The organism is Streptomyces sp. NPDC000941 (assembly GCF_053599555.1).
Map to the genome: position 1 here is coordinate 1 of NZ_JBSFMM010000231.1, position 17,343 is coordinate 17,343.

Consider the following 17,343-nt stretch of genomic DNA (forward strand, 5'->3'; position numbering starts at 1 on the left):
CGGCGCCGGGCCGGCCGGCGCTCGCCGCCGAATGGGACGCGCCCGCGGCGCCGGGCGGCGCGGGCGCCCCGGAGTCCTCGTCGGCGCCGCAGGCGGTGACCGCGGCCAGCGCGCCGATGAGCAGTGCGGATACGGATAAGACCGGCGGCAGACGCCTCGCGGGCGTCCCGCCGTACCGCTGAGCCATGGGCAACCTCCTGTGGGTCGGGCATCCGGCGGCTCGTCAGCCGCCGCGCCGAGTGCCCCGACTTTCCCCGTCCATTCCCCTTCGGCTCCCCTTCCCCCGATCGGCGCCCTTATGTCTGTGACGGCATTAATCGCATAACAGGGGCAATTCGGCATTGCGGATTCCGCGCCACAATCACCCCACCCGTAAAGTGGTGACGCGGATCACAGTTCATCACCGCCGTGATCGATTTCCGGACACAGGTCCGTCGAGACCTTGTCGTGACCTAAACCATGTGTTTACTGTGCCGCACCCGGCGCATTCCATGCACGGGTCTCTCCCTCGCCGGAGCGCCGAGTCCTGCCGTGGCGGAGGAGTGACACGACGACCTGTCACGGCAGGAGCGGGGGAACCAGGTAGGCGCCGTGCCGTGCCACGTCGGGCGGGACGGCTAGGGGTGAAGTCGCGCCACGGTGCCGGGGGCACCGGCGAACGGCGCGGCCGGGCAGCTCCCGCCCGAACCCGACAGCTCACCTCGCAGGCGTCAGGAGAGGATGAGCTCAATGGCTGCACGCGGACGTCACCGACGGCCCCGGCCCCGCCGCGTCTCCCGTGCCTCGCTCGCGTTCACCGCGGGCGGCGCCGGCGTGGCACTGCCCCTCATAGGCGTCGGCCAGGCGAACGCCGCCTCCGTCGACACCTGGGACAAGGTGGCGGAGTGTGAGTCCACCGACAACTGGAGCATCAACACCGGGAACGGCTACTACGGCGGCCTCCAGTTCTCACAGTCCACCTGGCAGGCGTACGGCGGGACGTCCTTCGCGCCCCGGGCCGATCTGGCCTCCAAGGACCAGCAGATAGCCATCGCCGAGAAGGTGCTCGACTCCCAGGGCCCCGGCGCCTGGCCGGTCTGCTCCGTCAAGGCAGGGCTGACCCGCGGCGGCCAGCCCGCGGACGTCACCCCCGGCACCGCGAGCGGCCGCACCCAGACGCAGACCGCCCCCAAGGCCACCCCCCAAGCGACTCCGAAGGCCACCCCCAAGGCCACTCCCAAGACCGAGTCCGCTCCGGAAGCCGCGCCCAAGGCCAGCACCAAGGCCGTCGACCAGAGCGCGGCCGCCACCGGGCGCTCCGGCTCCTCGTACACCGTGGTCGGCGGCGACACCCTGTCCCGAATAGCCGACGCGCGGGACGTGGACGGCGGCTGGCAGCGGCTTTACGAGGCCAACCGCCGCGTCATCGGCGGCGACCCGGACCTGATCTACCCCGGCCAGAAACTCGCCCTCGACACCAGCCGGTCCCCCGCCACGCAGCCCCGCCAGACCCAGCCCCGGACCGAGCAGCGTACGGATCAGGGCAAGCAACGTACGGATCAAGCCAAGCAGCGCGCCGAGGAGGCGGCCAAGCAGCGGGTCGAGCAGGCCAACAAGGCCCGCGAGCGCGCCAAGAAGAAGTCCGGCTCGGCGGCGCACCCGTCCTCGTCGTCGGCATCCTTCACCTCGCCCGTCGCCAGCCACGCCATCGGCACCGCCTACGGCATCTCCGGCAGCAACTGGTCCAGCGGCCACCACACCGGCGTCGACTTCCCCGTCGCCACCGGCACCCAGGTGCGCGCCGTGGGCTCGGCCGAGGTGGTCGCCGCGGGCTGGGGCGGTGCGTACGGCTACCAGGTCGTGCTCCGCCACCCCGACGGCATGTACAGCCAGTACGCGCACATGTCGGCGCTGACCGTCCACGTCGGCCAGACGGTCTCCGCCGGCCAGCAGATCGGCCGGTCCGGGGCGACCGGCAACGTGACCGGACCGCATGTGCACTTCGAGGTGCGCACCGGCCCCGACTACGGCTCGGATGTCAACCCGCTCGCCTATCTCCGGTCCAAGGGCGTCCAGATCTGAGAGGTACGTGAGCGAAGGGTGCTCTGCCGCGGCCCGGTGCCGCGGCAGACCCGCCCTACATCACCAGATGTGCCTTCGCGTGCGTGACCTCCTCGATGTCACCGCCCGCCTTCGAGATCAGCCGGTGAGCGAGGTTGTTCAGCGCACGCGCCGCCGCGATCTCCTCGCCGACCCGCGGCTGCGCCGGGTCGTCGGGATTCCGGTTCGCGCGGCCCTGAGCAAGGATCTCGGTCCCGTCGTGCATCCTCAGCCGGACGACCGCCTCGGTCAGAGGTCCGAGCTCACGGAACTCCATTTCGATGTCGCATCCCACGATCGTCTCCATCGCGGTCATCACCTCCTGCTTCATTTACCAGGATGCGCCTCACCCGGCATCCCGGTCGACCGGGAGAGCAGCTCCACGACCTCGGCGTCGCTGGTCTGGGAGAAGTCCTCGTACCATTCGCCGACCGCCGAGAACTCCGCGGGGGTGGACAGACACACCACGTCGTCCGCGTCCTGCCGCAGCGCCTCGGCCGCGTCCGGTGGCGCGACCGGGACCGCCAGTACCACCCGGGCCGCGCCCTGGCCCCGGGCGACCCGGCAGGCCGCCCGTGCCGTGGCACCGGTGGCGATCCCGTCGTCCACGACGATCACCGTCCGGCCGCCGACCGCGACCCGCGGCCGGTCGCGCCGGAACCGCCGCGCCTGCCGTGCGAGCTCCTCTTCCTCGGTTCGCTCCACCTCCTCAAGCTCCTCTTTGCGCGCCCGGCTCATCCGTACGATCGCGTCGTGCACCACCCGCACCCCGCCCTCGCCGATGGCGCCGAAGCCGAGCTCGCGGTGGAAGGGGACGCCGAGCTTGCGGACGATGATCACGTCCAGGGGCGCCTTCAGCTCCCGAGCCACCTCGAAGGCCACCGGCACCCCGCCCCGCGGCAGCCCGAGCACCACGGGGTCCTCGCCGCTCAGGGGGGACAGCCGGGCCGCCAGCCGCCGCCCGGCGTCCACGCGGTCGACGAAGATCATGACTCACCCCGCTCGTACAGGGAGACCTCAGTACCGGGAGACCCCGCTCTTACGACTCCATCCGAAGTTTCCCCCGTCCGCAAACCGGCGGGGACCCGGTCGGCCGCGTCGGCGCGCGCGAGCGGGCCGGGGCGGCCCACCCTGGAGCCATGGAGAACGCCACGGATCCGAGCGAGTCCGGCCATCTCGTCTTCGTGGACGCGTACGACGCGGACACCAGATACCGGCGGGTGTGGCTGCGCGGCCCGGGCTGGGAGCCGCTGGAGCGGGAGGAGTTCGAGCCGCGGGTGCGACGGCTGTTCCCGGACATCGACCTGGACGACCCCGAGCAGGTCCACTGGGTCGACCGGCCGGGCCAGTGGCCGCCCTGGCATCCGGGTGAAGCATGACCGTACTCGTCGGCACCTCGGGGTGGCAGTACAAGGACTGGCGCGACGTGCTGTATCCGTCCGACTGCCCACAGCGGCTGTGGCTGGAGGAGTACGCGCGGGGGTTCGCCACCGTCGAGTCCAACAACGCCTTCTACCGGCTGCCCACCCGCGAGCAGTTCGCCGCCTGGCGGGAGCGCACCCCCGCCGGGTTTGTGATGGCCCTCAAGGCCAGCCGCTATCTCACCCACATCAAGCGGCTCCGCGACCCCGAGGAGCCGGTCGCGCGGCTGATGTCGCACGCCGAGGGCCTGGGCGACCGGCTGGGCCCCGTGCTGCTGCAGCTGCCACCCACCCTGCGCGCCGACAGCGGGCTGCTGGACACCGCGCTCGGCTGCTTCCCCGCCGCGACGCGGGTGGCCGTCGAGCCCCGCCACGACTCATGGTGGACCGACGAGATCCGGGGGGTGCTGGAGCGCCGGGGCGCGGCGCTGTGCTGGGCGGACGCCGCCTCCCGGCCGGTGACCCCGCTGTGGCGCACGGCCAATTGGGGCTATGTCCGCTTCCACCACGGGCTGGCCAGGCCCGCGCCGCGCTACAGCCACCAGTCGCTGACCGCCTGGGCGCGCCGGGTGACCGACGCCTGGTCCGAGGGCGGCGATGTCTACGCGTACTTCAACAACGACCCGGGCGGAGCGGCCGTCCACGACGCCGTGGTCTTCGCCCGGGCCGTGGCGCGGCGCGGCCGCGAGGTGAGCCGCACCCCCGATCTGTGACCCCGCCCTCGCTCCTCCGGTGCGTGGTCACTCCTTGACCGCGCCGCCCAGCATGCCCTCGATGAACCGGCGCTGCAGGGCCACATAGACGACCACCACCGGCAGCGCGATGAGTACCGAGGCCGCCGCGAGCAGCGCCGCGTCGGAGCTGTGCTGCCCCTGGAAGAAGGCCAGGCCCAGCGGGACCGTGCGGTGGGCCTCGTCGCTGACCATGACCAGCGCCATCAGGAATTCGTTCCAGGTCCACATGAAGGTGATGACCACCATGGTGGAGATGGCCGGGCGGCCCATGGGCACCAGGACCCGCCACAGCGTGGTCCAGGTGTTCGCGCCGTCGAGCCGGGCCGCCTCGATCACCGACCGCGCGCTGCCCCGGAAGTACGTCCGCATCCAGAACACGCCGAAGGCGAGGGACTGCGCGGTCTGCGGCAGGATCAGCGCCCAGTAGGTGTCGGTGAGCTCGGCGTACCGCAGATCGAAGTAGAGCGGTACGACCAGCGCCTCCTGGGGCAGCGTCAGGCCGATCACGAAGAGGTAGAACAGCACCGTGGAGCCGGGGAAGCGCATCACCCCGAAGGCGTACGCGGCGAGTACGGCCAGCACGGTGGTGACCGCCACCACGGCCACGGTCACCAGGACCGAGTTGCCGAGGTAGGTGCCGAAGTGGCCGCGGTTCCAGGCGTCGGCGAAGTTGCTCCAGTGCAGTCCGCCCTCGGGCAGCGAGAAGCCGGTGTCCAGGGAGTCCTGGGAGCCGAAGGCGGTGGAGAGGATGCCGATGACCGGGGTGAGCGCGATGACCGAGAAAAGGGCGAGGATGCCGTAGGTGACACTGCGTTCGAGGCGTGTGGTCATGACCGCCGCCCTTCCACGAGCCGGGAGACCGTGACGGTCAGGACGAAGATCAGGACCGTGAGGGCCACCCCCACGGCGGCGGCCGAGCCGACCTGGTTGGTCTCGAACGCCCGGTGGTAGACCTCGTAGGCGGGTACGGAGGTGGAGTTGCCTGGGCCGCCGCTGGTGGTGATGTAGATGAGGTCGAAGTTGCGCAGCCCCGCCACGATCGTCAGGGTCAGCGCGACCGCGATCTGCGGCCGCAGCCCGGGCAGGGTGACGGAGAAGAACTCCCGCACCGGCCCGGCGCCGTCCATCCGGGCCGCCTCGTACAGCTCGCGCGGGATGCGCTGGGCGCCCGCCAGGAAGAGGACCATGCAAAGCCCGGTGCCGACCCAGGTGCCGACGATGCCGACGGCGGGCAGGGCCCAGTCGTAGTCGCCGAGCCAGGGGCGGGCGAGGGAGCCGAGGCCGACCGCGTGGAGCGTGTCGTTGAGCAGCCCGTCCGGGGCGAGGATCGAGCGCCAGGCGACGCCGACCACGATCAGCGCGAGGACCTGGGGCAGGAAGAGGACCGTACGGAAGAAGGTCATACCGCGGACCCGGGCGCGGGACATCAGGGCGGCCAGCAGCAGCCCGATGACCACCGGCAGGGCCGAGTAGAAGACGAGCAGCAGCAGGGCGTGGGCGAAGGGGGCGCGCAGCGCGGGGTCGGTGAACAGGTCGCGGTAGTTGTCGAACCCCGCGGGGGTGGCGACGGTCAGGCCGTCCCAGTGCACGAACGACAGCCAGACCGACTGGCCGAAGGGGTAGAGCAGGAAGGCGGCGTACAGGACGAGGGCGGGCAGGATGTAGAGATAGCCGATGGCGCGGGGCTCGCCCGGCGCCCGCCGCCGATACGTGGTTGCGGCCGCGGAGAGAGGGTTTTTCATTTCGGCTCCGCCGGGGCGGGGGTGGCCGCGTGGCGCTCACGCTGTTTCTTCATGAAGGCGCCGTAGTCCTGTTGCAGGGTGGTGGCGAACTTCTCGGGCGAGGTCTTGCCGCTGATGACGCCCTGGAGGGCCGCGGTGATGGTGTCGAAGAAGGTGGGGCTGGAGTAGTCGAGGTACGGGACCAGACCATCGGCCGCGCTCAGCCGCTTCCATCCGGCGATCATCTGGCCGTCCACGGTGTCCGGGTCCACCCGCTCGGCGGCAGTTCCGGGCACGGCGGGCAGCACACCGTTCTCGGTCATCACATCGGCCGCGTGCTTGTTGGTGATGAAGTCGAGGTAGGCGGCGGCGACTTCGGGGTGCTTGGAGCGGGAGGTGATCGACCAGGCGAGCCCCTGGCCGCCGGTGGTGACGGGGGCGCCGCCGGCCGAGGCGGGGGGCGGGACCATCAGGCCGAGCTTGTCGCCCATGGCCTTCTTCAGATCGGCCAGCAGCCAGGTGCCGGTCAGCAGATAGCCGCCGTCGCCGGAGGAGAACTTCTTGGCGGCGTCGTCGTAGCCGAGCCCGTTGGAGCCCTTGGGGAGATAGCCGCGCTTCGTCCAGTCGGCGAGGGTGGCCGCCGCGCCCTTGGTGGCGGCGGTGTCGAAACCGGCGCCGCGGCCGAGTACGGTGTCGCGGACCTCGGCGGCGGCGAGCTGGTCCTGGAGCACGCCGAAGGTGTGGATGGCCGGGTACTTGTCCAGGTTTCCGAACTGGATGGGCAGCTTGCCGCGGTCCTTGAGGCGCGGGAGGCTCGCGGTGAACTCGCCCCAGGTCTTGGGCGGTTCGACGCCGGCCTTCGCCAGCACGTCCTTGTTGTAGTAGATGCCTACGTACTCACCGGTCTGGGATATGCCGTAGAGCCGGCCGGTGCCGAAGTCGGTGCCGTCGGCGGAGACCCGGTTGAGGTTGAGCAGGGTGTTCGGGTAGCGGGTGTTCCAGTCGTAGATCCCGGCGTAGTTGTCGAGCGGGGCGAGCAGCCCGGCCTGGACGAAGGACACCATGTCCGGGTAGCCCTGGTTGGCCTGGATCACATCGGGAGGGTTGTTGCCGGAGAGGGCGAGCTTGAGGGTGGTCTTGAGGTCGTTGAAGCTGCGCGCCACCCGCTTGATCTTCACATTGGGGTACTTGCGCTCGAACTCCTTGTTGAGCTGCTGCAGTTCCCCGTTGGTGCCGCCCCGGATCTCCTGGTCCCAGACCGTCAGCGTGACCTTCCCGGCCTTGGCCGGGTCCGGTACGGCGACGGCGGGGCCGTTGCCCGGGCCGTAGGCCTGCGATCCGTCGGTGCCCGGCACACAGGCCGTGGCCACCAGCGCGAGCCCGGCGGTGAGCAGGACCGGCACAGCCCTCCGGCGTATCCGGCGCGAGCCGGTACTGGGGAATCCCATCAAGATCTCCTTCAGACGTATCCGTGGACTCGCGGGCATCGTCACGCGCCCCGGAAGCCGATGGTGGGCAGGGCCCGCAGGCGCGGCCACTCGCGCACCCCGGCCGGGATCAGCTCGTTCAGGAACCCGTAGCGGTGCGCCAGTTCGCCGCACGCCGCGCCGTCGTCGGCGGCCTGGGAGGTCAGCGCCCACCACGCGGCCACCTCCGCCCAGCCCGGCGCGGCCAGCGAGCCGCCGAAGTGCTGGACGGAGAGGGCGGCGGTGAGGTTGGCGAAGGCGAGCCGTTCGGCGAGCGGCCAGCCCGCGAGGGTGCCGGTCATAAAGCCCGCCACGAACACGTCGCCGGCCCCGGTCGGGTCGAGCGCGGCCACGGGCAGCCCGGGCACCTCGGCGCTCTCCCCGGTGAGCGAGTCGATGGCCACGGCCCCTTCGGCGCCCCGGGTGACCACCGCGATGGGCACCAGGTCGGCCAGCGCCCGTACGGCCTGCTCGGGGGTGTCGGTGCGGGTGTAGCGCTGTGCCTCGGCCGCGTTGGGCAAAAAGGCGTGCGCGTACGCGAGGTCGGGCAGCGCGGCCAGGTCCCAGCGTCCTGAGTCGTCCCAGCCCACGTCGGCGAAGATCCGGCTGCCCTGGGTGTGCGCCTGGCGCACCCAGTCCTCCTGCCGCCCCGGCTCGAAGGCGGTGACGCAGGCGCGGGAGGGCGGCGGTGTGGTGTGGGTGGCGGGCGGCGGGGCCGGGTGCTCATGCGTGACCATGGTGCGTTCGCCGTCGTACGCCATGGACACGGTGACCGGCGAGTGCCAGCCGGGCAGCCGCCGGGAGTGGCTGAGGTCGATGCCCTCGCCGCCGAACAGGGACTCCCAGCAGTAGTCGCCGTACACATCGGCGCCGAAGGCCGCGGCGAGGGTGGTGTGCAGGCCCAGGCGGGCGAGGGCGGTGGCCATGTTGGCGATGCCGCCGGGGCTGGAGCCCATGCCGCGGGCCCAGGTCTCGGTGCCGCGCACCGGGGCGTGGTCGAGGCCGGTGAAGATGATGTCGAGGAACACGGTGCCGGTGAGATAGACGTCGTGCTCGGGGTCTCCGGGGGCGCGCAGGGCGGCCAGCGGGTCTATGGAATCTGCGGTTCCGGCAGTGCTCACCGGTGCGCCCTTCCTGTTCATCGCGGTGTTCTCGTGGTGTTCGCGTGGTGTTCGCGAGGTGTTTGCGAGGTGTTTGCAGAGGTGTTCTCTATGTCTTGGTCGTACTGCGCAGGGGGTGTCTGCGTGAGCGACACCTTGCATGGCCCAGCCAACGAATGCAAGAGGTCGGTCACACTCGCGCAAACCCGCTCACGTGGAGTACGTTTGCCGACATGCTGCGAGAGACCCGGCACGAGAAGCTGCTGAGCATCCTCGGTGACGAGGGCGTGCTGCCCATCGGCGAGATCGCCAAGCGGCTCGGGGTCAGCGAGGCCACCGCCCGCCGGGATCTGACCGAGCTGGGCCGGGCCGGCCGGCTCACCCGGGTCTACGGCGGCGCGGTGGCCACCCCCCAGCCGGACGAGGAGCGGCCCTTCGGCGAGGTGGCGGTCGACGACCTGGCCGACAAGACGGCCGTCGCCCGCCGGGCCGCCCGGCTGATCGCCGACGGGGACGTGGTGCTCCTGGACATCGGCACCACCACACTCCAGCTCGCCAAGCTGCTGCGCGGCCGCCCGGTCACCATCGTCACCAGTAACCTCGCCGTCTACGACGAGCTGCGCGACGACCCGGAGGTCACCCTGATCCTGCTGGGCGGCCAGGTGCGCAGCAACTACCGGTCCGTGGTCGGCTTCCTCACCGAATCCAACATCCGCCAGCTGCACGTCGGCCGTCTCTTCCTCGGCGCCAGCGGGGTGCTGCCCGACGGAAGCGTGCTGGACAGCACGCATGTGGAGGTGCCCGTCAAACGGGCCATGCTCGCCTCGTCCCGCGAGGTGGTGCTGCTGGCCACCGCCGGGAAGTTTCCCGGCGACACCGGGCTCGCCCGGATCTGCGGGCCGCAGCAGATCGACACCCTGATCACCAACGAGACATCAGACCCGGCAACCCTCGGGGTGTTCCGCGAGGCCGGTGTGGAGGTAGTGACCGTATGAGGCTGACTGTGCTGGGCGGCGGCGGATTCCGTATGCCGCTGGTGTACCGGGCGCTACTCGACAACAACGCTGCCGACGGGGACGCCGCCGGGCGCTGCACCGAGCTGGTCCTGTTCGACACCGACCGCGGCCGGCTGGACGCGATCGGGGCCGTACTGGCAGAACAGGCCGCCGGCCGCCCCGGCGCACCCGCCGTCCGCGCCACCACCGACCTCGACGACGCGCTGCGCGGCGCCGACTTCATCTTCTCCGCCATCCGCGTCGGCGGCCTGGCCGGCCGGGCGCGCGATGAGCGCGTCCCGCTGGCCGAGGGCGTCCTCGGCCAGGAGACGGTGGGCGCCGGCGGGGTGCTGTACGGGCTGCGCACCCTGCCGGTGGCACTGAAGATCGCCGAGCGGATCGCCGCCGTGGCCCCCGACGCCTGGGTCATCAACTTCACCAACCCGGCCGGCATGGTCACCGAGGCGATGCAGCGGGTGCTCGGCGACCGGGTGATCGGCATCTGCGACTCCCCGGTCGGGCTGTGCCGCCGCGCCGCGCGGGCGCTGGGCGCCGACCCGGGCCGGGCCAGTTACGACTATGTGGGCCTCAACCACCTGGGCTGGCTGCGCGGGGTGATCGTGGACGGGCGGGACCGGCTGCCCGAGCTGATGGCGGACACCGCGGCCCTGGAGTCCTTCGAGGAGGGCAAGCTCTTCGGCGCGCCGTGGCTGCAGGCGCTTGGCGCCCTGCCCAACGAGTATCTGCACTACTACTACTTCAACCGGGAGGCGGTCAGCGCCATCCGGCAGGCCCCGGCCACCCGCGGGGAGTTCCTGCGCGACCAGCAGGCGGGCTTCTACGCCGAGGCCGCGGCGGCGGGAACGGCTGAAGGGGCTGCCGGGACCGGGGCGCTGGAGCTGTGGGAGCGGACCCGTATGGAGCGCGAGGCCACGTACATGGCCGAGAGCCGGGAGGCGAGCGGCGGCTGGCAGCGGGACTCCTGCGACCTGGACGGCGGTGGCTACGACCGGATCGCGCTGGCCATCATGCGGGCCATCGCCCGCGACGAGCGCGCCACGCTGATCCTCAACGTACGCAACCGCACCGCGGTCCCCGGTCTGGACGCGGACGCCGTGGTGGAGGTCCCCTGTCTGGTCGACGCGGGCGGGGCGCGCCCGCTGGCCGCCGGGGCCGTGGCGCCGGACCAGCTCGGGCTGATGCTCTCGCTCAAGGCCGTGGAACGTGCCACGATCGCCTCGGCCACCTCGCACGGCCCGGCCGCCCGCGCCGCGGCCCTCCGCGCGCTCGCCGTGCACCCGCTCGTCGACTCCGTCAATGTGGCGAGCCGCATCCTCGACGCCTCCGGAGCGCTCTCAGCCTCCTAGCACATGCCCGAACGGGCTTTCCCTAGTCTCTGAACGCGCCCGGCCGGGCGCCGTTCATGCCCATTTTCCAGAAACGGGCAGCGAACGGGCAGGCCGGGCGCGTCTTCGGTCACCCCACCGTGCGACCACCGCTCCTCGCACCCTGCCCGACCAGGCAAGACAACGGTCCTGCAACGGGCGCAGCCGGGCACGATCCGCCCTGTGCCGCCACTGGCGGCCGTGTTGCCCGTTTGTAAAACTGCCACGCAAGCCAACAGCAGGCAGGAGGTGCGGTGTGGACGCGGAGGAACGCCGTCGGGAGATCCTCGACGCGGCCCGGCGCGCGGGGTCCGTCGATGTCGGGAAGCTCGCCGCGGACCTCGGGGTCTCCAAGGAGACCGTACGGCGCGATTTGGGGGTGCTGGAGGACCACGGTCTGGTGCGGCGCACCCACGGCGGTGCGTACCCGGTGGAGAGCGCGGGTTTCGAGACCACTCTCGCCTTCCGCACCACCATGCACGTTCCGGAGAAGTCGCGGATCGCGGCGGCCGCCGCGGATCTGCTCGGCGACGCCGAGACCGTGTTCATCGACGAGGGTTTCACCCCCCAGCTGATCGCGGAGGCCCTGCCCCGGGACCGTCCGCTCACGGTGATCACCGCCTCGCTGTCGGCCGCGAGCGGCCTGGCCACCCGCGAGAACACCACCGTGCTGCTGCTGGGCGGCCGGGTGCGCGGTGGCACCATGGCCACCGTCGACCACTGGGCCACCCATATGCTCTCGGGCTTCGTCATCGACCTGGCGTTCATCGGCGCCAACGGCATCTCCCGGCAGTACGGGCTCACCACGCCCGATCCGGCGGTGAGCGAGGTCAAGGCGCGGGTGGTCAAGGTGTCCCGGCGCAGAGTGTTCTCCGGGGTGCACAACAAGTTCGGGGCCGTCAGCTTCTGCCGCTTCGCCGATGTGTCGGACTTCGAGACGATCGTGACGGACACCGGGCTCCCGCTGACCGAGGCCAACCGCTACTCGCTGCTGGGCCCGCAGATCATCCGGGTCTGACCCCCGCTCACCTCCCCTCACTTCTCCTGACTTCTTCAACAGTCCCTTCGATTGGACCCGTTATGCCCATCCTGACACTTCGTGCTGCCCGGATACCGGTCGTGGCCATGGCCGCGGGGGCACTCCTCGCGGGGTGCGCCGGTATGGGGGGCGGTGGTTCCGGTGGCAAGACCATCAACGTCCTGATGGTGAACAACCCCCAGATGATGGATCTGCAGAAACTCACCGCCAAGCATTTCACCAAGGAAACGGGCATCCGGGTCAACTTCACCGTGATGCCCGAGAACGACGTCCGCGACAAGATCAGCCAGGACTTCTCCAATCAGGCCGGCCAGTACGACGTCGCCACCATCAGCAACTTCGAGGTGCCGTTCTACGCCAAGAACGGCTGGCTGCTGCCGCTGGACGACCATGTCGGCGACGACAAGGCGTTCGACCAAAAAGACATCCTGCCCTCGATGCGGCAGTCCCTGACCGCCGACGACGGCAAGCTGTACGCCCAGCCGTTCTACGGTGAGTCGTCCTTCCTGATGTACCGCAAGGACGTCTTCGCCGAGAAGAACCTGAAGATGCCCGAGCACCCCACCTGGCAGCAGGTCGCGGACCTGGCGGCCAAGGTGGACGGCGCCCGCAAGGGGATGAAGGGCATCTGTCTGCGCGGGCTGCCCGGCTGGGGTGAGCTGATGGCCCCGCTCACCACGGTCGTGAACACCTTCGGCGGCACCTGGTTCACCAAGGACTGGAAGGCGCAGCTCACCTCCCCCGAGTTCACCGCGGCCACCGAGTTCTACGTCGATCTGGTGCGCAAGCACGGCGAATCCGGGGCGGCCCAGTCGGGCTTCGCCGAGTGCCTGAACAACCTCACCCAGGGCAAGACGGCCATGTGGTACGACGCCACCTCCGCGGCCGGTTCGCTGGAGGGCGCCAAGTCGCCCGTACGGGGCAAGATCGGCTACGTCCAGGCGCCGGTGGTGAAGACCAAGAGCTCAGGGTGGCTCTACACCTGGGCGTGGGGCGTACAGAAGGCGTCCCGTAACAGCGACAACGCATGGAAGTTCGTCTCCTGGGCCTCCAGCAAGAAGTACGAGGCCCTGGTGGGCACCACCTACGGCTGGTCCAGTGCGCCCGCGGGCAAGCGGGCCTCCACCTACGCCAACCCGGAGTACCGCAAGGAGGCCGGCACCTTCTCCGAGGTCACCCGGCAGTCCATCAGCAACGCCAATCCGCGCGACCCGGGTGTGCAGCCGCGGCCGACCATCGGCATCCAGTTCGTCGACATCCCCGAGTTCTCCGACCTCGGGACCAAGGTCGCCCAGGAGATCAGCGCCGCCATCGCCGGAAAACAGTCCGTCGAGTCGGCACTCAAGAAGTCGCAGAAGCTGGCCGAGAAGGTGGGCGAGGAGTACCAAGATGACTAATCCACTCACGGCGACGCCCGTGCGCAGCGGACCACCCCCGACCGTGGCCGCCTCGCCCCAGCGCGCCCCGCGCAAGCCCAAGGCGGCCCGTGCCTGGGCCACCCGGGCACCACTGATGCCCGCCCTGATCTTTCTGATCGCGGTCACCCAGCTGCCTTTCGTGGCGACCTTGGTGATCTCTCTCTTCGACTGGAACTCGCTGAAGCCCGATGAGCGCGAGTTCGCCGGTCTGTCCAACTACACCTCGGCGGTGAGCGACGAGGGGCTGCGCGAATCGATCGTCACCACCGTGCTGCTGACCGCCACCGTGGTCATCGTGAGCGTGGTGCTCGGTCTGATGCTGGCCCTGCTGATGGACCGTAAGTTCCGTGGCCGGGGGCTGGTGCGCACCATGCTCATCGCGCCGTTCCTGCTGGTCCCCGTGGCGTCCGCGCTGCTGTGGAAGCATGCGCTGTACAACCCGGAGTACGGCCTGTTCAACGGCGTGCTCAGCTGGGTGGGCGAGCTGTTCGGCATGGACAACCCGCCGCAGCCGGAATGGGTCTCCGATATGCCGATGTTCGCGGTCGAGGCCTCGCTGGTGTGGCAGTGGACGCCGTTCATGATGCTGATCCTGCTGGCCGGTCTGCAGGGCCGCCCGCTGGAGATGATCGAGGCGGCCCGGCTGGACGGCGCGAGCAACTTCCAGATCTTCCGGTATCTGACCCTGCCGCATCTGCGGCGCTATCTGGAGCTGGGCACCCTGCTGGGCTCGATCTACATCGTGCAGAACTTCGACGCGGTGTTCACCATCACCCGGGGCGGACTGGACACGGCCAACCTCCCGTACACCATCTACGAGACCTTCTACAACGCCCACGAGTACGGGCAGGCATCCGCCGCGGGTGTGCTGGTGGTGATCGGCACGATCATCATCGCCACCTTCGCGCTGCGCGTGGTGTCGTCCCTGTTCCGTGAGGAGGCGTCCCGCGCATGACCTCCTTGACCGCCACGGCCCCGGTGACCTCGGTCCCGCCGGCCGCCCGCAAGGCCCGCCGCCGCGGCGCCGCGCTCGGCCTGCTGGCCTGGCTGACCGGCATCTCCTTCGCCCTGCCCGTCGCCTGGATGGCGCTGACCTCGTTCCACTCCGAGGCCGACGCCGCCACCAACCCGCCGTCCCTGACCGCCCCGCTCACCCTCGACGGCTACCGCGAGTTCTTCGGGGTGAACGGCGGGGCCGACCCCTGGCCGCCGCTGCTCAACTCGCTGGGCGCCAGCCTGTTCTCCACCCTCTTCGTGCTGGTCCTGGCGCTGCCGGCGGCGTACGCGCTGTCCATCCGGCCGGTGCGCAAGTGGACGGATGTGATGTTCTTCTTCCTGTCCACCAAGATGCTTCCGGTGGTGGCCGGGCTGCTGCCGGTGTATCTGTTCGCCAAGAACACCGGTTTCCTGGACAACATCTGGCTGCTGGTCATCCTCTACACCTCGATGAACCTGCCGATCGCGGTGTGGATGATGCAGTCCTTCCTCTCCGATATCCCGGTGTCCATCATCGAGGCGGCCCAGATGGACGGGGCGAAGCTGCCGACCGTGCTGCTTCGGGTGGTTGCCCCGATCGCCGGGCCCGGTATCGCCGCCACCTCGCTGATCTGCTTCATCTTCAGCTGGAACGAGCTGTTGTTCGCCAATGTGCTCACCGGGGTGGTCGCGCAGACCGCACCGGCGTTCCTGACCAGCTTCGTCACCAGCCAGGGCCTGTTCCTGGCGCAGGTGTGCGCGGCCTCCATCGTGATTTCCCTCCCGGTGCTCGCCGCCGGTTTCGCCGCCCAGGACAAGCTGGTCCAGGGCCTCTCGCTAGGAGCAGTCAAATGAGGGCCGCCGTCATCGAAGCCCCCGGCAAGGTCAGCGTCGCCACCGTCCCCGACCCGACCCCCGGGCCGCGCGACGTGGTCGTCGATGTGGCGGCCTGCGGGCTGTGCGGCACCGATCTGCACATCCTCCAGGGAGAGTTCGCCCCCACCCTGCCGATCGTCCCCGGCCACGAGTTCGCCGGCGAGGTCGTCGGCATCGGCAGCGAGGTCACCGAGGTGGCGGTGGGCGACCGGGTCGCCGTCGACCCGTCCCTCTACTGCCATGAGTGCCGCTACTGCCGTATCGGCCGGGGAAACCTCTGCGACCGCTGGAACGCCATCGGGGTCAGCGTGCCCGGCGGCGCCGCGGAGTTCGCCGTGGCGCCGGTGGCCAACTGCGTACGGCTGCCCGAGCATGTGGACGTGGCGGACGCGGCGCTCATCGAGCCCCTGTCCTGCGCGGTGCGCGGCTACGACGTGCTGAACAGCCGGCTGGCCAACGAGGTGCTGATCTACGGCTCCGGCACCATGGGCCTGATGATGCTGGAGCTGGCCAAGCGCACGGGGGCGGCGAGCGTCGACGTTCTGGACATCAACGCCGACCGGCTCGCCACCGCGAACCAGCTCGGCTGCTCCCGCTCCGCCGCCTCGGCCGATGAGCTCGACCAGCCGCGCGGCTGGGACGTGGTCATCGACGCGACGGGCAACCAGGCCGCGATCCAGGACGGTCTCGGCCGCGTCGCCAAGGCGGGGACGTTCCTGCAGTTCGGGGTCTCCGACTACGCGACCAAGGCCGTGATCGAGCCGTACAAGATCTACAACCAGGAGATCACCATCACCGGCTCCATGGCCGTGCTGCACAGCTATGAGCGCGCGGCCCAGCTGTTCGCCACCGGGGTGCTCGACCCGAAGGTCTTCATCAGCGACCGGCTGCCGCTGGAGCAGTACCCGCAGGCGCTCGAGCAGTTCCGCGCGGGACAGGGCCGGAAGATCGTCGTCGAGCCCTGAGCCCCGGCGGCTGATTCGACACACGCCCCACCACGCGCCGTTGACGGCCCAAGCCGGGCACCCCAGGCTTGGGCTGATCATCGGCATGAGGAGGAGCGCGGTATGAGCGGCGACGCGGTGGTGGTGGGCGGTGGCCTGGCCGGCACGCTGGCGGTGGCGGCGTTACTCGGGCACGTGGACACGGTGACCGTCATCGAGCGCGACCGCTACCCGGAGCGGCCCATCTTCCGCAAAGGGGTGCCCCAGGGCCGCCATCTGCACGTCTTCCTCTCCGGCGGGCAGCAGGCCCTGGAGAAGCTGCTGCCCGGGGCGGGCGCGGAGCTACGGGCGGCCGGTGCGCGCAGCATGGAGATGCCCCGGGACGTGCTGACCCGCTCCCCGGGCGGCTGGCACCGCCGCCGCCACGAGGGCCGCCACACTCTCCTCAGCTGCACCCGCCCGCTGTTCGACGCCACCGTACGGGCCAGGGTGCTGGCCAAGGCCGCCGGGAGCGGCACCCAGGTGGAGTTACTGGAGGCGACCGAGGCCGTGGGGCTGCTCGGCGGCGCGGACCGGGTCACCGGCGTACGGGTCCGCTCCCGCGACGCCGGGCGCGCCGAGCGGGACATCCCGGCGGACCTGGTGATCGACGCGTCCGGGCGCGGCTCGCGCGCCCCGAAGTGGCTGGCGGAACTCGGCCGCCCGGCGCCACGCGAAGAGATCGTCGACGCCGGGATCGGCTATGTCACCCAGATGTTCCGGCCCGACGCGCCCATGGACGCGGCCGTGGTGCTCCAGCCGCGGCCGGATCTGCCGCGCGGCGCCGCATGGTCCCCCGTCGAGGACGGCAACTGGCTGCTGACCCTCTCCGGGGTGCGCGGTCAGCACCCGCCGACCGACGGCGCCGCGGTGCTCGACTTCGTGGCGTCCGTCGACGAACCGCGTCTGCACACCCATCTGACGGCGGCCCGGCCGGTCTCCCCGCCGTACGGCTTCCGTGAAACCTCCAACCGCCGCCGCCACTACGACGCGCCGGGCGGCGTCCCCGAGGGCTTCGTCGTGGTCTCGGACGCGGCCTGCACCTTCAACCCCATCTACGGCCAGGGCATGTCGGTCGCCGCCCTCGGCGCGCTGGCCCTGCGCGACACCGTCGCCGACGGCGGCCTGCGCCCCGGCTTCGCGGCCGCGGC

General features: G+C 70.7%; 16 protein-coding genes, 2 pseudogenes and 1 riboswitch. Of the genes and pseudogenes, 11 read left to right on the forward strand and 7 right to left on the reverse strand.

Annotated features, from left to right (window positions below):
* Nucleotides 1–187: pseudogene (locus ACWDSL_RS44150) on the reverse strand (DUF4232 domain-containing protein); the annotation flags it as partial.
* A 354-nt stretch (nucleotides 188–541) separates the two neighbouring features.
* Nucleotides 542–724, forward strand: a riboswitch (cyclic di-AMP (ydaO/yuaA leader).
* Between the two features lie 5 nt (nucleotides 725–729).
* Between ACWDSL_RS44150 and ACWDSL_RS44155 the strand changes: the two are divergent.
* Complete coding sequence (locus ACWDSL_RS44155; RefSeq protein ID WP_450494181.1) at nucleotides 730–2,061, forward strand: transglycosylase family protein; 1,332 nt, start codon at nucleotides 730–732, stop codon at nucleotides 2,059–2,061.
* Between the two features lie 55 nt (nucleotides 2,062–2,116).
* Here the strand turns inward: ACWDSL_RS44155 and ACWDSL_RS44160 are convergent, their stop codons facing one another.
* Nucleotides 2,117–2,410: a dsRBD fold-containing protein gene (locus ACWDSL_RS44160; RefSeq protein ID WP_014174730.1), complete on the reverse strand. Its 294-nt coding sequence runs from the start codon at nucleotides 2,408–2,410 to the stop codon at nucleotides 2,117–2,119.
* Between the two features lie 17 nt (nucleotides 2,411–2,427).
* Nucleotides 2,428–3,069 (reverse strand): annotated as a pseudogene (locus ACWDSL_RS44165) (phosphoribosyltransferase); the annotation flags it as partial.
* A 149-nt stretch (nucleotides 3,070–3,218) separates the two neighbouring features.
* Here ACWDSL_RS44165 and ACWDSL_RS44170 point away from each other — a divergent pair.
* Nucleotides 3,219–3,458: a hypothetical protein gene (locus ACWDSL_RS44170; protein WP_450494183.1), complete on the forward strand. Its 240-nt coding sequence runs from the start codon at nucleotides 3,219–3,221 to the stop codon at nucleotides 3,456–3,458.
* Nucleotides 3,455–4,213, forward strand: a complete 759-nt coding sequence (locus tag ACWDSL_RS44175; protein WP_450494184.1) for a DUF72 domain-containing protein — start codon at nucleotides 3,455–3,457, stop codon at nucleotides 4,211–4,213. The genes ACWDSL_RS44170 and ACWDSL_RS44175 overlap by 4 nt, the downstream gene beginning before the upstream one ends.
* 27 nt (nucleotides 4,214–4,240) lie before the next feature.
* Here the strand turns inward: ACWDSL_RS44175 and ACWDSL_RS44180 are convergent, their stop codons facing one another.
* The 4 genes from ACWDSL_RS44180 to ACWDSL_RS44195 are packed head-to-tail and all read right to left on the reverse strand — an operon-like array spanning nucleotide 4,241 to nucleotide 8,563.
* Nucleotides 4,241–5,065 (reverse strand): carbohydrate ABC transporter permease, encoded by an 825-nt coding sequence (locus ACWDSL_RS44180; RefSeq protein WP_450494186.1) that lies wholly within the window; start codon nucleotides 5,063–5,065, stop codon nucleotides 4,241–4,243.
* On the reverse strand, nucleotides 5,062–5,976 hold the full coding sequence (locus ACWDSL_RS44185; RefSeq protein ID WP_450494188.1) for a carbohydrate ABC transporter permease: 915 nt from the start codon (nucleotides 5,974–5,976) through the stop codon (nucleotides 5,062–5,064). The genes ACWDSL_RS44180 and ACWDSL_RS44185 overlap by 4 nt, the downstream gene beginning before the upstream one ends.
* Nucleotides 5,973–7,403, reverse strand: a complete 1,431-nt coding sequence (locus ACWDSL_RS44190) for an extracellular solute-binding protein (RefSeq protein ID WP_450494190.1) — start codon at nucleotides 7,401–7,403, stop codon at nucleotides 5,973–5,975. Before ACWDSL_RS44190 ends, ACWDSL_RS44185 begins: the two co-directional genes overlap by 4 nt.
* Before the next feature lie 41 nt (nucleotides 7,404–7,444).
* Nucleotides 7,445–8,563 carry a carbohydrate kinase family protein gene (locus ACWDSL_RS44195; RefSeq protein ID WP_450494192.1) on the reverse strand — a complete coding sequence of 373 codons (1,119 nt, stop codon included), beginning with the start codon at nucleotides 8,561–8,563 and terminating at the stop codon, nucleotides 7,445–7,447.
* A 191-nt stretch (nucleotides 8,564–8,754) separates the two neighbouring features.
* Between ACWDSL_RS44195 and ACWDSL_RS44200 the strand changes: the two genes are divergently transcribed.
* From ACWDSL_RS44200 to ACWDSL_RS44235, 8 genes are all read left to right on the forward strand, one after another.
* Nucleotides 8,755–9,516: a DeoR/GlpR family DNA-binding transcription regulator gene (locus ACWDSL_RS44200; protein ID WP_450494193.1), complete on the forward strand. Its 762-nt coding sequence runs from the start codon at nucleotides 8,755–8,757 to the stop codon at nucleotides 9,514–9,516.
* Nucleotides 9,513–10,883: a 6-phospho-beta-glucosidase gene (locus ACWDSL_RS44205; protein ID WP_450494194.1), complete on the forward strand. Its 1,371-nt coding sequence runs from the start codon at nucleotides 9,513–9,515 to the stop codon at nucleotides 10,881–10,883. Before ACWDSL_RS44200 ends, ACWDSL_RS44205 begins: the two co-directional genes overlap by 4 nt.
* Before the next feature lie 274 nt (nucleotides 10,884–11,157).
* On the forward strand, nucleotides 11,158–11,919 hold the full coding sequence (locus ACWDSL_RS44210; protein WP_450494195.1) for a DeoR/GlpR family DNA-binding transcription regulator: 762 nt from the start codon (nucleotides 11,158–11,160) through the stop codon (nucleotides 11,917–11,919).
* A gap of 62 nt (nucleotides 11,920–11,981) precedes the next feature.
* On the forward strand, nucleotides 11,982–13,337 hold the full coding sequence (locus ACWDSL_RS44215; RefSeq protein WP_450494197.1) for an ABC transporter substrate-binding protein: 1,356 nt from the start codon (nucleotides 11,982–11,984) through the stop codon (nucleotides 13,335–13,337).
* On the forward strand, nucleotides 13,330–14,313 hold the full coding sequence (locus tag ACWDSL_RS44220; protein ID WP_450494198.1) for a carbohydrate ABC transporter permease: 984 nt from the start codon (nucleotides 13,330–13,332) through the stop codon (nucleotides 14,311–14,313). The genes ACWDSL_RS44215 and ACWDSL_RS44220 overlap by 8 nt, the downstream gene beginning before the upstream one ends.
* On the forward strand, nucleotides 14,310–15,188 hold the full coding sequence (locus ACWDSL_RS44225; RefSeq protein ID WP_450494199.1) for a carbohydrate ABC transporter permease: 879 nt from the start codon (nucleotides 14,310–14,312) through the stop codon (nucleotides 15,186–15,188). Before ACWDSL_RS44220 ends, ACWDSL_RS44225 begins: the two co-directional genes overlap by 4 nt.
* Entirely contained in the window at nucleotides 15,185–16,174 is a 990-nt protein-coding gene (locus ACWDSL_RS44230) for a zinc-dependent alcohol dehydrogenase family protein (RefSeq protein WP_450494201.1), read from the forward strand. The genes ACWDSL_RS44225 and ACWDSL_RS44230 overlap by 4 nt, the downstream gene beginning before the upstream one ends.
* Nucleotides 16,175–16,276: 102 nt before the next feature.
* A partial coding sequence (locus tag ACWDSL_RS44235) for an NAD(P)/FAD-dependent oxidoreductase (RefSeq protein WP_450494203.1) occupies nucleotides 16,277–17,343 on the forward strand: 1,067 nt, incomplete at its 3' end.

Excerpts from the sequence above, each read along its gene's own strand:
- ACWDSL_RS44155 (WP_450494181.1), top strand. The coding sequence starts at position 730 with ATGGCTGCACGCGGACGTCACCGACGGCCCCGGCCCCGCCGCGTCTCC.
- ACWDSL_RS44160 (WP_014174730.1), bottom strand. The coding sequence starts at position 2,410 with ATGAAGCAGGAGGTGATGACCGCGATGGAGACGATCGTGGGATGCGAC.
- ACWDSL_RS44170 (WP_450494183.1), top strand. The coding sequence starts at position 3,219 with ATGGAGAACGCCACGGATCCGAGCGAGTCCGGCCATCTCGTCTTCGTG.
- ACWDSL_RS44175 (WP_450494184.1), top strand. The coding sequence starts at position 3,455 with ATGACCGTACTCGTCGGCACCTCGGGGTGGCAGTACAAGGACTGGCGC.
- ACWDSL_RS44180 (WP_450494186.1), bottom strand. The coding sequence starts at position 5,065 with ATGACCACACGCCTCGAACGCAGTGTCACCTACGGCATCCTCGCCCTT.
- ACWDSL_RS44185 (WP_450494188.1), bottom strand. The coding sequence starts at position 5,976 with ATGAAAAACCCTCTCTCCGCGGCCGCAACCACGTATCGGCGGCGGGCG.
- ACWDSL_RS44190 (WP_450494190.1), bottom strand. The coding sequence starts at position 7,403 with ATGGGATTCCCCAGTACCGGCTCGCGCCGGATACGCCGGAGGGCTGTG.
- ACWDSL_RS44195 (WP_450494192.1), bottom strand. The coding sequence starts at position 8,563 with ATGAACAGGAAGGGCGCACCGGTGAGCACTGCCGGAACCGCAGATTCC.
- ACWDSL_RS44200 (WP_450494193.1), top strand. The coding sequence starts at position 8,755 with ATGCTGCGAGAGACCCGGCACGAGAAGCTGCTGAGCATCCTCGGTGAC.
- ACWDSL_RS44205 (WP_450494194.1), top strand. The coding sequence starts at position 9,513 with ATGAGGCTGACTGTGCTGGGCGGCGGCGGATTCCGTATGCCGCTGGTG.
- ACWDSL_RS44215 (WP_450494197.1), top strand. The coding sequence starts at position 11,982 with ATGCCCATCCTGACACTTCGTGCTGCCCGGATACCGGTCGTGGCCATG.
- ACWDSL_RS44220 (WP_450494198.1), top strand. The coding sequence starts at position 13,330 with ATGACTAATCCACTCACGGCGACGCCCGTGCGCAGCGGACCACCCCCG.
- ACWDSL_RS44225 (WP_450494199.1), top strand. The coding sequence starts at position 14,310 with ATGACCTCCTTGACCGCCACGGCCCCGGTGACCTCGGTCCCGCCGGCC.
- ACWDSL_RS44230 (WP_450494201.1), top strand. The coding sequence starts at position 15,185 with ATGAGGGCCGCCGTCATCGAAGCCCCCGGCAAGGTCAGCGTCGCCACC.